11 protein-coding genes and 1 riboswitch are annotated in these 13,166 nt (G+C 73.1%); of the genes, 7 read left to right on the top strand and 4 right to left on the bottom strand.

The features are described from left to right. Window positions 1-70: 70 nt before the first annotated feature. Complete coding sequence (locus CWN80_RS05415; RefSeq protein WP_007928498.1) at window positions 71-1,369, bottom strand: saccharopine dehydrogenase family protein; 1,299 nt, start codon at window positions 1,367-1,369, stop codon at window positions 71-73. A gap of 161 nt (window positions 1,370-1,530) precedes the next feature. Between CWN80_RS05415 and CWN80_RS15340 the strand changes: the two genes are divergently transcribed. The 4 genes from CWN80_RS15340 (at window position 1,531) to CWN80_RS05400 (ending at window position 5,344) form a co-directional block, all read left to right on the top strand. After that, window positions 1,531-1,686, top strand: a complete 156-nt coding sequence (locus CWN80_RS15340) for a hypothetical protein (protein WP_157986914.1) — start codon at window positions 1,531-1,533, stop codon at window positions 1,684-1,686. Then, window positions 1,683-2,912 carry a cupin domain-containing protein gene (locus tag CWN80_RS05410; protein ID WP_192899842.1) on the top strand — a complete coding sequence of 410 codons (1,230 nt, stop codon included), beginning with the start codon at window positions 1,683-1,685 and terminating at the stop codon, window positions 2,910-2,912. Before CWN80_RS15340 ends, CWN80_RS05410 begins: the two co-directional genes overlap by 4 nt. A 10-nt stretch (window positions 2,913-2,922) precedes the next feature. Beyond that, a complete protein-coding gene (locus CWN80_RS05405; RefSeq protein ID WP_128276997.1) occupies window positions 2,923-3,816 on the top strand; it encodes a sucrase ferredoxin in 894 nt (297 codons plus the stop codon). 73 nt (window positions 3,817-3,889) lie between these two features. Next, window positions 3,890-5,344 carry a glyceraldehyde-3-phosphate dehydrogenase gene (locus tag CWN80_RS05400; protein WP_007928802.1) on the top strand — a complete coding sequence of 485 codons (1,455 nt, stop codon included), beginning with the start codon at window positions 3,890-3,892 and terminating at the stop codon, window positions 5,342-5,344. 86 nt (window positions 5,345-5,430) lie between these two features. Here CWN80_RS05400 and CWN80_RS05395 read toward each other — a convergent pair whose 3' ends face one another. Next, on the bottom strand, window positions 5,431-6,945 hold the full coding sequence (locus tag CWN80_RS05395; RefSeq protein ID WP_007928801.1) for a metallophosphoesterase family protein: 1,515 nt from the start codon (window positions 6,943-6,945) through the stop codon (window positions 5,431-5,433). Between the two features lie 69 nt (window positions 6,946-7,014). On the opposite strand from CWN80_RS05395, the gene CWN80_RS05390 reads away from it, so the two are divergent. Continuing rightward, the gene (locus CWN80_RS05390; RefSeq protein WP_040881504.1) at window positions 7,015-8,679 is read left to right on the top strand and encodes an FAD-binding dehydrogenase; all 1,665 of its coding nucleotides are present in this window, start codon (window positions 7,015-7,017) and stop codon (window positions 8,677-8,679) included. Between the two features lie 50 nt (window positions 8,680-8,729). Here CWN80_RS05390 and CWN80_RS05385 read toward each other — a convergent pair whose 3' ends face one another. Then, window positions 8,730-9,707 (bottom strand): NAD(P)H-quinone oxidoreductase, encoded by a 978-nt coding sequence (locus CWN80_RS05385; protein WP_007928797.1) that lies wholly within the window; start codon window positions 9,705-9,707, stop codon window positions 8,730-8,732. Further along, window positions 9,707-10,006 carry a DUF4235 domain-containing protein gene (locus tag CWN80_RS05380; RefSeq protein ID WP_007928796.1) on the bottom strand — a complete coding sequence of 100 codons (300 nt, stop codon included), beginning with the start codon at window positions 10,004-10,006 and terminating at the stop codon, window positions 9,707-9,709. Before CWN80_RS05380 ends, CWN80_RS05385 begins: the two co-directional genes overlap by 1 nt. 85 nt (window positions 10,007-10,091) lie before the next feature. Next, window positions 10,092-10,194: riboswitch (TPP riboswitch) on the top strand. A 77-nt stretch (window positions 10,195-10,271) separates the two neighbouring features. On the opposite strand from CWN80_RS05380, the gene CWN80_RS05375 reads away from it, so the two are divergent. Further along, window positions 10,272-10,916: an ECF transporter S component gene (locus CWN80_RS05375; RefSeq protein ID WP_007928795.1), complete on the top strand. Its 645-nt coding sequence runs from the start codon at window positions 10,272-10,274 to the stop codon at window positions 10,914-10,916. Next, on the top strand, window positions 10,829-13,150 hold the full coding sequence (locus tag CWN80_RS05370; protein ID WP_238148092.1) for an ATP-binding cassette domain-containing protein: 2,322 nt from the start codon (window positions 10,829-10,831) through the stop codon (window positions 13,148-13,150). Before CWN80_RS05375 ends, CWN80_RS05370 begins: the two co-directional genes overlap by 88 nt. Window positions 13,151-13,166 lie beyond the last annotated feature (16 nt).

Raw genomic sequence — 13,166 nt, 5'->3', positions numbered from 1 at the left:
AGGGCTGTCATTTCCCTAGGGAAATGCGCACAGGGGTGGCATTTCCCTGGGGAGATGTGCGCAGGTGCGGTCAGTGGGTGAGGCGGTGGGTCTCGATGGTGAAGTCCTGCGCCCGCAGGCGCTCGATGAGCGCCGAGCCCATGGCCACGGCGGGGGTGAGGACGCCCCCTTCGCTCGTCAGGTCGTCCTCGGCGAGGCACAGCGCGGACTGGCCCAGCATGATCGCCGTGCCGTTGTAGCCCGGGTCTGCTTGTGCCGCAACGGTGGTCGCGTACTTCGTGCCCGACGTCGTCATGGCGACGACCTCCATCGTGAAGCGGCCGTTGACCCGCGTCTCCTCGTCGGGGCCCTCGCCCGGGTCGGGGAGGAAGCGGTCGATGACCTTGCGGGTCGGCGCGAAGGAGAGTCCGCCGACGAGCCCGAGGAGGCCGGCGGTCATGCCGGTGGCGGCGAAGGGGGCCTTGGCGCGGGCGCCGAAGTCGGTCACCTCGTGGTACCGGAAGGCGCGGCCGTAGGCCCAGCCGAGCAGGGCATTGCTGCGACGCACGATGCGTGTGTTGTACGACGCCATGATGAAGGGGCCGGTCCAGTGACCGTCCTCGGTGCGGCGCACCGGCAGTCGCGACCCGACGCGACCGGCGACGGAGCGGACCCGGCCGCCCCGTGGGGCGGGCGTGGTCTGGGTGTCGGCGCGATCGGACTTCGTCGGCTCGGCGGCCCGGTCGGGGCTCAGGCCGTAGGGGTCGTTGATGACGCGGCGGTCCTCGACCGACTCGCGGGCGGCGATCGTCTGGCGGCGCATCGAGTCGATGGTGCCGCCGGACAGCCCGCCCTTGAGCCGCCGGACGAAGAGGACGGTGTCGGTCAGCTCGCCGGCCCCCTCGTCGGCGGCGATGCGGGCGGTCTCCCAGACGCCGAGGTCGGACGGGATCGAGTCGAAGCCGCACGAGTGCACGATGCGCGCGCCCGAGCGCTGGGCCACGTCGTGGAAGGCGTCTGCGGTGTCCCGGACGAAGAGGACCTCGCCGGTGAGGTCGGCGTAGTGCGTGCCGGCGACGGCGCAGGCCTTGACGAGCTCGCTGCCGTACGCGGCATAAGGGCCGACCGTCGTCACGAGCACGCGGGTGCGGGCGGCCAGGTCGGCACAGGCCGCGGGGTCCGAGACGTCGATGACGATCCGGGGCCAGTCCGCGAGGGGGGCTCCGAGCTCGGCGGCGAGCACGTCGAGCTTGGCGCGGGAGCGACCGGCCAGCCCGATCCGCAGCCCCGCAGGGGCGTGGTCACGCAGGTGCTGGGCCGTGAGGCGGCCGACGAAGCCGGTGGCGCCGACGAGGACGATGTCGAGGTCACGGGCCGGGGACTCAGTCATGAGTTCGACAGTAACGCGTTGTGCCGCAGGATGTTTCATCTTCATCGTTCACTTGGCGAAGGGGGATGCCCACGTCGTCAGGCTTCCCTTGCGGAGCATCCTCGGCTATGAAGGGTGGGTGGCGTCAGTCGCGCCGCGCACCGACACGAAGGAGAAGCACGATGACGCAGCCTCCGAGCGAGACCCCAGACCTGCCCGAGGAGGCCATCGGCGGCGTGCCGACCGAGGCCCCGCACGCCGACGGTGCTGCCGGTGACGGGACGGTGGCGCGGACGGTGCCGCTGGTGACGGTGGCGCCGACGGCGGGGTCTGAGTGACCGACCCCCACGAGGCCGGTGCACCGACGGGGTGCACCGGCCTCGCCCGTCTGACCGACCTGGCACCCGACGACTTCGCGCGGGCCTGGGGCCGCGAGCCTCGACACGTCCGCGCCGACGCGCTCCCCGCCGGCGGTGCCCTGCTCGGCATCGACGACGTCGACGCGCTGCTCTCTCGCCGGGGGATGCGGGCCCCCTTCGTCCGGGTGGCCAAGGAAGGTCGCACGCTGGCTGATGCCGACTTCACCCGCGGTGGCGGGGTGGGTGCCGGGGTGCGTGACCAGGTCGACGACACGGCCCTGCTGCGGCTCTTCGCCGACGGGCACACGATCGTCCTGCAGGGACTGCACCGCACCCATCCGCCCGTGCTCGCCCTCGCGCAGGAGCTCGCGGCCGACCTCGGGCACCCCGTGCAAGCCAATGCCTACGTGACCCCGGCGGCCAACCGCGGCTTCGCCGCCCACTACGACGTGCACGACGTCTTCGTCCTGCAGACCGAGGGCACCAAGCGGTGGTCCCTCCACGCCCCCGTCCACGAGCACCCGCTACGCGACCAGCCCTGGCAGGACCGTCGGTCCCAGGTGGAGCAGGCCGCCGCGGCCGAGCCCTACCTCGACGTCACGCTCGAGCCGGGGGACGTGCTCTACGTGCCGCGTGGCTGGCTCCACTCCGCCACCGCGCTCGGCGGGGTGAGCGTCCACCTGACGATCGGCGTGCACGTCTGGCACCGGCACCACCTCGCCGAGGCCGTGCTCGACGGCACCCGGCGCGCTCTCGCCGAGCAGCCGGAGCTGCGGACCTCGCTGCCGCCCGGCGTCGACGTCAGCGACCCGACCCACCTCGCCGAGCACCTGACCGCCGTGCGCGCGGCCCTCCACACGGCCGTCGACGCGCTCGACGACGCGGCGGTCGCCGCCCTGCTCGCACCCAAGCAGCGGGCCGCGCAGCGCCCCGCCCCGGTCGCCCCCGTCGCGACGGCGGCTGCGCTCGCCGACGGGCTCGCCGACCACGAGGTCGTGCCCCGCGAGCACCTGCGCGCCAGCCTCGAGCCGACCGGGGCCGGCGTCGACCTCGTCAGCCGAGCAGGTCGCCTCCCGCTCACGACCGCCGAGGCCGACGGGGTCGCCACGTGGCTCACGGGCTCGGGCGCCGCGCTGGACCGGGCGCTCGCCTATCGCCTCGTGGTCGGCGGGGTGGCGGTCCTTGCGCCCAGAGGCGCCGCGTAGGCTCTCGGAGATGACCGAACCCGTGCCCCCCGAGCGATTCCGCTGCTCGGTCGCCGCCCTCGAGCGCGGCGACGCGCCCGTCGGCACCGCGGTACCGGCGCGCTACTGGATGCTCGTCGGGCACCCCGGCCCCTGGCCGCCCAAGCCGATCCAGGCCCCGCCACTCACCGAGGTCGGCGACGACCTGTCGGTCCAGCTGGGACGCTTCGGCGCGCGGTTGCAGCTCATCCGCCGGCACGGTCGACTCGAGGGAGACCTCGTCGAGGCCGACGGGCTCCAGCCGGTCTTCCTCGTCGACGTCCGGCGCGGCCTCGTGGGCCGTGCCTCGTGGCAGACCCCGGAGGACCTCGTCGCGCTCGCCGGCAGGTTCGACGACCTGCCCGACCCGACGGACGAGCCGCTCCTGCTCGTCTGCACCCACGGCCGCAAGGACGTGTGCTGCGCCATCGACGGCCGCGTCGTCGCCGCCGTCCTCGACGATGCCCTCCCCGGTGCCGTGTGGGAGACGACCCACCTGGGCGGCGACCGCTTCGCCGGCAACGTGATCCTCTTGCCCGAGGGCTCGCAGTACGGCCGGCTCACCGGTGACACCGCCCTTCGCGTCGTGCTCGACCACCTCGACGGACGGGTCGACCTCGACCGGTGGCGCGGGCGTTGCTCGTGGCACCCGGCCGCCCAGGCCGCGGCCCACGACCTGATGCGCACCGACGCCTCCGTCCGCCTGCGCGACCTCGCCCCGCCGCGCCTCGAGGCCGCGGGCGACGATGCCTGGCTGGTGCACCTCGACCACGGTGATCGGTCCTCCCTTCGTCATGTCGTGCGCACGATGAGCGCGCCCCACGAGCTCACCTGCGGAGGTGCTCCCAAGGTGCAGGCGCTCTTCGACGTGACGACCCCCGGCTGAGCGGTGTGAGATCCATCGTCTCGGGCCGGTCCCGGGCCCGTCCCCGAGGCGTCAGCGGCTACGATCTGGGCCCATGACGACGACGCCGCAGAGCACCGCAGCAGACGAGCACCTGGCCGAGTGGGCCGACCGACAGGCCAAGGCCGAGGCGATGATCCCCGTCGTGGGCCGCCTCTACCGCGAGTTCGGCGTCGTGACGTCGATCCACGGCCGCACCCTCCTCGGCCAGTCGCCGACCGACATCCTCAAGGCGCACCGTTTCGCCCGCCGCGTCGACATCGAGCTGACCCTCGACGACACCCTCCCCTTGCTCGAGGCGCTCACCGCCCTCCAGCCCGGCCCCGCCTCCGTCGACGTCGCGCGCCTGCACCGTCGCCGCCTCGAGACCGGCGAGGACGTCTCCCTCGAGGACTTCCTGCGCGCCGAGCTCGGCGACGTCATCGGCAAGCACGGCGGTGACGAGGGCGAGAGCGCCGACGTCGTCCTCTACGGCTTCGGCCGCATCGGCCGTCTGCTCGCCCGCATCCTCATCGAGCACGCCGGCACCGGCCACGGACTGCGGCTGCGCGCCATCGTCGTGCGCAAGGGCGCCGACAACGACCTGTCCAAGCGCGCCAGCCTGCTGCGCCGCGACTCGGTCCACGGCTCCTTCCCCGGCACGATCACGGTCGACGAGGACAACAACACGATCCTCGCCAACGGCACGCTCATCCAGGTCATCTACTCCGACAGCCCCGCGAGCGTCGACTACACCCAGTACGGCATCGACAACGCGATCGTCGTCGACAACACCGGCAAGTGGCGCGACGAGCTGGGTCTCTCCCAGCACCTGCAGTGCCCGGGCGTCTCGCGCGTGCTCCTCACCGCCCCCGGCAAGGGTGGCCTGCCCAACATCGTGAGCGGCATCAACGACGCGATGATCGGCGACGCCGACGTCGTCACCGCCGCCTCGTGCACGACCAATGCCATCGTCCCGGCGCTCAAGGTCATCAACGACGAGTACGGCGTCGTCGGCGGCCACATCGAGACGGTCCACTCCTTCACCAACGACCAGAACCTCATCGACAACTTCCACAAGGGCGAGCGTCGCGGCCGCTCCGCAGCGCTCAACATGGTGCTCACCGAGACCGGTGCCGCCAAGGCCGTGGCCAAGGCGCTGCCCGAGCTCGAGGGCAAGCTCACCGGTAACTCGGTGCGCGTCCCCACCCCCAACGTGTCGATGGCGATCCTCAACCTCACCCTCGAGAAGGCGGTCGAGCGCGAGGCCCTCAACGACTTCCTCCGCCAGGCCTCCCTCTACGGCGACCTGCACAAGCAGCTCGACTACGTCGACAGCCCCGAGGTCGTCTCCACGGACTTCGTCGGCAACCGCCACGCCGGCATCGTCGACGGCCGCGCGACCATCACCGCCGGTGACCGCATCGTCCTCTACGTCTGGTACGACAACGAGTTCGGCTACTCCTGCCAGGTCGTGCGCGTGCTCGAGGAGATGGCCAAGGTCCACCCGCCGGTCTTCCCGGCGGTCTGAGCCCACCCCGACGCCCCGGTCGCCGTGCGCGGCCGGGGCGTCGGCGTGCTCGGCGGACCTCGGCCAGGACGAAGCGGGGGAGCACGTCACCGGTCGAGCGGGCGGACCTCGAGCTCGTCGCCCCCGCAGGTCCGCCCCTCGTCCGGAGCGTCCGTGATCCGGCCGGCGTTGAGCACCGACAGCGAGTCGAAGCTCGGACGCCCCTCGATGACCGAGCGGTACTCGTAGCGGGTGAGTCGTTGGGCGCGGCACCGGTCGTCGAAGGTCAGCACGTCGAAGCTGCTCGGCTGGCCGCCGAGCTCCGTGTCGGGCCCACCGACGAAGTGGGACAGCGTCCCGCCCCCGGTGAAGGTGCCCACCTGCAACCGGTTGCCGTCGAGCAGCGGCACGTGGCCGTGGCCGTGCACCCGCAGCCGGCCGGGTGCACGATCGAGCGCCGGTGCCTCGTGCGAGACAGTGAGGTCCGGGGGAGCCCCCTCGCCGAGGGCCTCGAGCCAGCTGTCCCTGGCCTCGGTCTGGGCCTCGGTCGTGCCGTCGTCGGCGTCGCCGTAGTAGCGCGGGTCGTTGAAGCCCGCGATCCGCAGACCCCCGACCGTCACCTCGCGGTACTCGCCCGGCCCCGGCTGCAGCAGCTGCACGCCCGGCGTGCGCGCCAGGTCGTCGAGCAGAGCGGTGTCGTCGGGGGCGTTGCTGTCGTGGTTGCCGGCGACGAAGACGTAGGGCACCCCGAGCGAGCCGATCGACCCGTAGAGGTTGCTCAGTCGCGCCTCCTCGACGTGCCCGAGGTTGATGAGGTCGCCGGAGTCGATGACGACGTCGACCCCCTGCTCCTCGATGATCGTGCGCATCAGGGCGTACTGGTTGCTCGAGTGGATGTCCGACACGAGCAGCACCGTGAGCGCCTCGCCGTCGGGCGCGGCCTCGGGCGCGTACTCCTCCTGCAGGGCCGAGGAGAGGGCGAGCAGGTTGCGCAGGTAGGGCGTCGCCTGGTCGGCGCGTGCCTCGACGTCGTCGAGCAGACCGCGGTTGTCGAGGGCCAGCTGGAGCAGGCCGGTGGAGTGGAGCGCGACGAGCCGGTCCGGGTCGTAGGTGCGCTGGGTCGACAGGCCGAGGCCGGCGCAGGCGACAGCGGTGGCGGCGCTCGCCGCCAGCGTCGTGCGGGCCGAAGGGAGGGCCTGCCGCCGCAGACCCACGGCCCCGAGGGCGAGGCCGAGCCCGCCGAGCGCACCGACCCCGAAGCGCCACCCCACACCGGTCGCCGCCTCACGGATGACGCGCGAGCGCTCCTGCGGGCTGACGTCCAGCGCCGTCGCACCGAGGTCGCCGGAGGCGACGAGCTGGGTGATCTCGGGCTTGACCCGCGGCGAGACCTGCACCCCGGGCGCGACGCCGGCGAACTGCGCGGACACGCTGCCGACGACGGTGTCCGTGCCGATCCGTGAGCGGTCCGCCCAGCTCGGGGAGAGGTGCACGTCGGCGGCGTAGTAGTCGGTCTCGACGGTGACGGGCCAGAGCGAGGCGGTCACGAGGCCACCGAGCAGCGCCACCGCGGCCACGAGCAGGGCGAGCGCGGGGGTCCTCAGGCGGGCGAGTCGACGCACGTGACCACTGTAGGCAGGCTCGGGGAGACCCCTTCGCTACTCGTGGGTAATGAGTATTAGAGTCACCCCATGGATGCAGACGCCATTGTCGTGGGCCACGGGCTGGCCGGACTCGTCGCGGCGGCGGAGCTCGCCGACGCCGGTCGCAAGGTCCTCCTCGTCGACCAGGAGAGCGAGGCCAACCTCGGGGGGCAGGCGCACTGGTCCTTCGGAGGACTGTTCTTCGTCGACAGCCCCGAGCAGCGCCGCCTCGGCATCAAGGACTCCGCCGAGCTCGCGCACTCGGACTGGATGAACACGGCCGGCTTCGACCGCGACGAGGACCACTGGCCGCGGCAGTGGGCGCAGGCCTACCTCGACTTCGCCGCCGGCGAGAAGCGCTCCTGGCTGCACCAGCAGGGCATGCGCTGGTTCCCCATCGTCGGCTGGGCCGAGCGCGGCGACGGGTCAGCGCACGGGCACGGCAACTCCGTGCCGCGATTCCACATCACGTGGGGCACGGGGCCGGGGGTCGTCGCCCCCTTCGCCCGACGGGTCGCCGAGGCCAAGGAGCGCGGCCTGATCACCTACGCCCACCGCCACCGCGTCGACGAGATCATCGTCGAAGGGGGTGCCGTCGTCGGCGTCCGCGGAGCCCGGCTGGCGGACGACGGTGCCGAGCGGGGCGTCGCGACCAACCGCGACAGCATCGGCGGCTTCGAGCTGCGCGCGCCGGTCGTCCTCGTCGCCTCCGGCGGCATCGGCGGCAATCACGACCTCGTGCGCGCCAACTGGCCCGAGCGCCTCGGCGCGCCGCCGAAGCACATGGTGACCGGCGTGCCCGCGCACGTCGACGGACGCATGATCGGCATCACCGAGGCGGCCGGCGGCAACCTCATCAACCGCGACCGCATGTGGCACTACGTCGAGGGGATCCGCAACTGGGACCCCATCTGGGCGCAGCACGGCATCCGCATCCTGCCCGGGCCGAGCTCGATGTGGCTCGATGCCGAGGGCAACCGCCTGCCGGCGCCGCTGCTGCCCGGCTACGACACCCTCGGCACGCTGGAGCACCTGCGCGCCACCGGGCACGACCACTCGTGGTTCATCACCAACCGGTCGATCGCCGGCAAGGAGTTTGCCCTCTCCGGCTCGGAGCAAAACCAGGACCTCACGGGCAAGGAGGTCGCCGGGGTCATCCGCAAGCGCTCGCTCGCCGACGTCACGCCGTCGATGCAGGCCTTCCTCGACCAGGGGGCTGACTTCGTCCAGGCCGACACCGTCGAGCAGCTCGTCGCCAAGATGAACGAGCTCGTCGAGGACGGCGAGCCGCGACTCGACCCCGCCCTCGTGAAGAAGCAGGTCGACGAGCGCGACGCCCAGCTCGACAACCCCTACGGCAAGGACGCCCAGATCGCCGCGATGCGCGTGGCCCGCTCCTACGTCGGGGACAAGATCTCCAAGCGGGCCTACCCGCCGCACAAGCTGACCGACCCCAAGAAGGGCCCGCTCGTCGGCGTCAAGTTGCACATCCTCTCCCGCAAGACCCTCGGCGGCTTCGAGACGGACCTGTCGGCACGGGTGCTCGGCAGCGACGGGCAGCCGATCCCCGGTCTGTACGCGGCCGGGGAGGCGGCGGGATTCGGCGGCGGTGGCGTGCACGGCTACCGCGCCCTCGAGGGCACCTTCCTCGGCGGGTGCATCTTTTCCGGGCGGACCGCCGGTCGGGCGATGGGCGCCGAGATCGGCGACTGAGTCTCACCCCGTGCGCCCAGGACGGAGCAAAGGGCGGGGAAGGGGAGAGGTCAGGCGGTGAGGAGGATCTTGCCGATGTGGCCGCTCGCCTCGAGCTCGCGGTGGGCATCCGCGGCCCGCTCGAGCGGGTGGGCGCCCTGGACGATCGGGCGCACCGCGCCGGCCTCGATCAGGGGCCACACGTGCTCGCGGACGGCGGCGACGATCGCCGCCTTCTCCCCGGCGGGGCGGGCGCGCAGCGAGGTCGCGATGACCGCGGCGCGCTTGCTGAGCAGCTTGCCGAGGTCGAGCTCGCCCTTCCGGCCACCCATGAGACCGATGACGACGAGACGGCCTGCCGTGGCGAGCACGTCGACGTTGCGTGGCAGGTACTTCGCGCCCATGAGGTCGAGCACGACATCGGCGCCGTGGCGGTCGGTCGCCGCCCGGACCTCCTCGACGAAGTCCTGCTCGCGGTAGTTGATCGCGATGTCGGCCCCGAGCTCGCGGCAGAAGGCGAGCTTGTCCTCGCTGCCCGCGGTGACAGCGACCCGGGCTCCGGCGGCCTTGGCCAGTTGGATCGCCATCGTGCCGATGCCGCTCGACCCGCCGTGGACGAGGAAGGTCTCGTCGGGCTGGAGGTTGGCGGTCATGAAGACGTTGGACCACACCGTGCACGCCACCTCGGGCAGGCCTGCGGCAGAGGTGAGGTCGACTCCCTTCGGTATCGGCAGCAGCTGGGCCGCAGGCACGAGGACCCGCTCCGCGTAGCCGCCGCCGTCGACGAGCGCGCAGACCTCGTCGCCGACGGACCAGCCCTCGACCTCGGGGCCGACCTCGAGGACCCTGCCCGAGACCTCGAGGCCCGGCAGGGGGGAGGCGCCCTTCGGCGGCGGGTAGTGACCCAGCCGCTGCATGACGTCCGCGCGGTTGACGCCGGCGGCGACCATGTCGACAACGACCTGACCGGGCCCGGCGGTGGGTGCCTCGACCTCCGTGATCTGCAGGACGTCGGCGTCGCCGGGCTCGGTGATGGAGATGCCCTGCATCACGACTCGAGCCCCAGCTCCTTCTCGACGTCCTCGCGCATCGGCTTGGGCAGGTGACCGGCGGACCTCTGGTAGATCGCCGCCGCCTGACGGGTGGTCATCGTGCGGGCCAGGCCGACGGCCAGACCGGCGAGGGCCGCATAGGCGAGGGCCTCCCCGAAGGAGGTGTTGGGGTTGGTCGGGTCGATCTCGGTGTCTCGGCCGGCCTTCTTCCACACCTCGGTGATCACCTTGTTGGCGACGATGCCGGCGAGGATCGCCGATCCGCTGCCCAACAGCTTCCACACCACGTTGCCCATGAGGGGTCCTTTCGCCATGCGTGAGAGGTGGTCACGGTCCGCGCCACCCGGTACGGGACCAACCCTGCCACAGGCCTATGCTGGAGGGGCACGACAGGGGAGCGCAACAGCGCTGAGAGTGCGGGCGACCGCAGACCCTCGTACCTGATCCGGTTCGCACCGGCGTAGGGAGTCGAGTCTCACGGACCGTCGTCGCCGGACGGCCTCGCCGTCGCGGTTGGCGCCGGCCCGCCCTGTGGAGTCACACCACACAGGAGAAGTACGCATGCCCACCACGAAGTCCACGGGCGCGACCCGCGCCGGGACCGTCCTCGCCACCCGTCCGCTCCTCGGCTGGCGGACCGTCGACCTGCTGACCATCGCCTTCCTCGGCGTGGCCTTCGGCGTCGCCTACTGGGGGTACGGACTGCTGTACAACGGCCCGATCTCCGCCCTCGGGCTCGCCTTCCAGCCCCTCTTCGGCCTCTTCGTCGGCTTCTGGTTCATCGCCGGGGTCGTCGGGGGCCTCGTCGTGCGCCGGCCCGGTGCCGCGATCGCCTGCGAGCTCATCGCCGCGACTGTCTCCGCGCTCTTCGGCAACCAGTGGGGCGTCACGACGATCGTCTCGGGCCTGGCCCAGGGGATCGGCGCCGAGCTCGCCTTCGCGATCTTCGCCTACAAGGCCTTCGGCCCCGCCGTCGCGGTCCTCGCGGGAGCCCTGTCGGCGCCCCTGGAGTGGGTCTACGAGATCGGTGCCTACTTCACCGACTGGGCGTGGGCCTGGAAGCTCGCCTACCTGCCCCTCATGGTCGTCTCCGGTGTCGTCATCGCCGGCATCGGCGGGTGGCTGCTCACCCGGGCGCTCGCGGAGGCCGGTGCGCTCAACCCCTTCCCGCCCGGCCAGGAGGTCCTCGAGCGGAGGGCCGTCTGATCCCCGACACCACCGGCGGGCCCGCGGACCGCTCCGTCGCCGTCCGCGGGCTCACCTGGCGACCGGCCGGACGAAAGGAGCCGGTCCTGCGGGAGATCGACCTCAGCATCCCCGCTGGCCAGCGGGTGCTGCTCGTCGGGCCGAGCGGCTCGGGCAAGTCGACGCTGCTGCGGGCGCTCGCGGGGCTGCTGCTCACCGTCGACTCGGGTGACCTCACGGGCACCGTCACGATCGAAGGGAGCCCGCCGGGTGAGCGGCCCGGTGCGGTCGGCCTCGTCCTCCAGGAGCCCGGGTCAGGCACCGTCGCCGCCACCGTGGGGCGGGACGTCGCCTTCGGTCTCGAAAACGTCGGGGTGGCCGCTGACGCCATGCCGGCCCGGGTCGCTGCCGCGCTCACCGCGGTCGGGCTCGGCGACCTCGACCCCGCGACGCCGACGAGTGCCCTCTCCGGCGGGCAGACCCAGCGCGTCGCGCTCGCCGGTGCGCTCGCCCTCCAGCCCTCGCTGCTGCTGCTCGACGAGCCGACCGCCATGCTCGACGAGACGAGTGCCGCCACCGTGCGCGACGCCGTCCTCCGTGGTGCCGCCGGCGTGTCGACCATCGTCGTCGAGCACCGCATCGAGCCGTGGGTCGAGCACTGCGAGCGGCTCGTCGTCCTCGGCCGCGACGGTCGGGTGCTGCACGACGGACCGCCCGCGGTCGTGCTCGAGGAGCACGGGCCGCGGCTCGCCGCGGAGGGTATCTGGGTCCCCGGGGTCGCCGCGCCGGAACCCCTGAGCGTGCCGCTCGGGCCGCTCGCCCGCCCGGTCGACGGGGGTGCCCCCCTCCTGCAGGGTGAGGCCCTGCGGGTCGAGCGCCGACGCAACCACCTCGACGGCAGCAGCGAGTCGGCGACCGCGCTCGTCGCGCAGCCGCTGGCCGTGACCGGCGGCCGGGCGACGGCGCTCGTCGGCCCGAGCGGCGGCGGCAAGAGCACCTGGCTGGCCGCGCTGGCCGGACTCGTCACCCCGGTCTCCGGCCGGGTCACCACGGCCGAAGGGCGTGAGGTCGGCGAGCTCCCCGCGACCGAGATCGCCCCGCTGCTCGGGTGGGTGCCCCAGTGGAGCTCCAGCGCGCTGCTCACGCGCACCGTGCTCGACGAGGTGCTGCTCACCGGCCGCACGCTCGGCGAGCGCGACGAGGCCGCCGCCACGGCCCGGGCCCGACAGCTGCTCGAGGCCCTCGGGCTCGCCCACCTCGAGCGGGCGGACCCGCAGACCCTCTCGGGTGGCGAGCAGCGTCGCCTCGCCGTCGCCGCAGCCCTCGCCCACGGTCCCGCAGCAGTGCTCGCCGACGAGCCGACCGTCGGGCAGGACCGCGGCACCTGGGCCGCGGTCGTCGGGCTGCTCCTCGCGCAGCGTGCCCGCGGTGGTGCCGTCGTCACGGCCTCCCACGACCCCGACCTCATGGCCCTCGTCGACGCCGTCGAGCCGGTGTCACCCCCTTCGCCGGGGCCGACCCGCTCCACGCCCCGCGCGGTCCTGTCGGCCTGTGGTCCGCTGTCGCTCTTCGCCGCCGCCGCGATCCCGATGGTCGCCGCGGTGCTCTCGCCCGGCTGGCGCACCTCGCTCGTCGTCCTCGCGCTGCTCGGGGTGGGCGCGGTCATCGGGCTGGCCAACCGGCCCGGCCCCGGCTGGGTCGTCGGGCGGTGGTGCGGGTTGGCGATCCGGCTCCTGCCGGGGCTCGTCGGCGCGGTCGGCGTCGGGTGGTCGACCTGGCTCCTCGGGTCGCGTGATGTCGACACGGCGTTGTCGGCCGCTCTGCGTCTGCTCGTCATCGTGGTGCCGTCGGCGATCACGCTCGCCTACGTCGACCCGGACGACCTCGCGGACCACCTCGGCCAGCGGCTGCGGCTGCCCGCCCGGCCCGTCGTGGCGCTCGGCGCTGCCCTGCAGCGGGTGCAGACCCTCGGTGCCGCGTGGACCGAGATCGGCTGGGCCCGCCGCCTGCGGGGGCAGGGAGTCTCGTGGCGGCACCCGCGCACGCTCGTCGCGCACCTGTGGGCCTCGACCTTCGGCATGCTGATGCGCTCCCTCGGGTCGGCCGCGACGCTCGCGGTGGCCATGGACGCTCGCGGTTTCGCCTCGTCCGCCCGCCGCACCTGGGCCGAGCCGGCCCCCTGGCGCCCGGCTGACACCCTCGTCGTCCTCGCGGCGAGCCTGCCCGTGCTCGTCGTGGTCATCGCCCGTCTCTGAGGGCAGGATGGCGGGC

The organism is Janibacter hoylei PVAS-1 (genome assembly GCF_004025845.1).
GTDB lineage: Bacteria > Actinomycetota > Actinomycetes > Actinomycetales > Dermatophilaceae > Janibacter > Janibacter hoylei.
This window is presented reverse-complemented; position numbering and strand designations above follow the sequence as displayed.

Excerpts from the sequence above, each read along its gene's own strand:
- CWN80_RS05385 (WP_007928797.1), bottom strand. The coding sequence starts at position 9,707 with ATGCAGGGCATCTCCATCACCGAGCCCGGCGACGCCGACGTCCTGCAG.
- CWN80_RS05415 (WP_007928498.1), bottom strand. The coding sequence starts at position 1,369 with ATGACTGAGTCCCCGGCCCGTGACCTCGACATCGTCCTCGTCGGCGCC.
- CWN80_RS05400 (WP_007928802.1), top strand. The coding sequence starts at position 3,890 with ATGACGACGACGCCGCAGAGCACCGCAGCAGACGAGCACCTGGCCGAG.
- CWN80_RS05390 (WP_040881504.1), top strand. The coding sequence starts at position 7,015 with ATGGATGCAGACGCCATTGTCGTGGGCCACGGGCTGGCCGGACTCGTC.
- CWN80_RS05380 (WP_007928796.1), bottom strand. The coding sequence starts at position 10,006 with ATGGGCAACGTGGTGTGGAAGCTGTTGGGCAGCGGATCGGCGATCCTC.
- CWN80_RS05405 (WP_128276997.1), top strand. The coding sequence starts at position 2,923 with ATGACCGAACCCGTGCCCCCCGAGCGATTCCGCTGCTCGGTCGCCGCC.
- CWN80_RS05375 (WP_007928795.1), top strand. The coding sequence starts at position 10,272 with ATGCCCACCACGAAGTCCACGGGCGCGACCCGCGCCGGGACCGTCCTC.
- CWN80_RS15340 (WP_157986914.1), top strand. The coding sequence starts at position 1,531 with ATGACGCAGCCTCCGAGCGAGACCCCAGACCTGCCCGAGGAGGCCATC.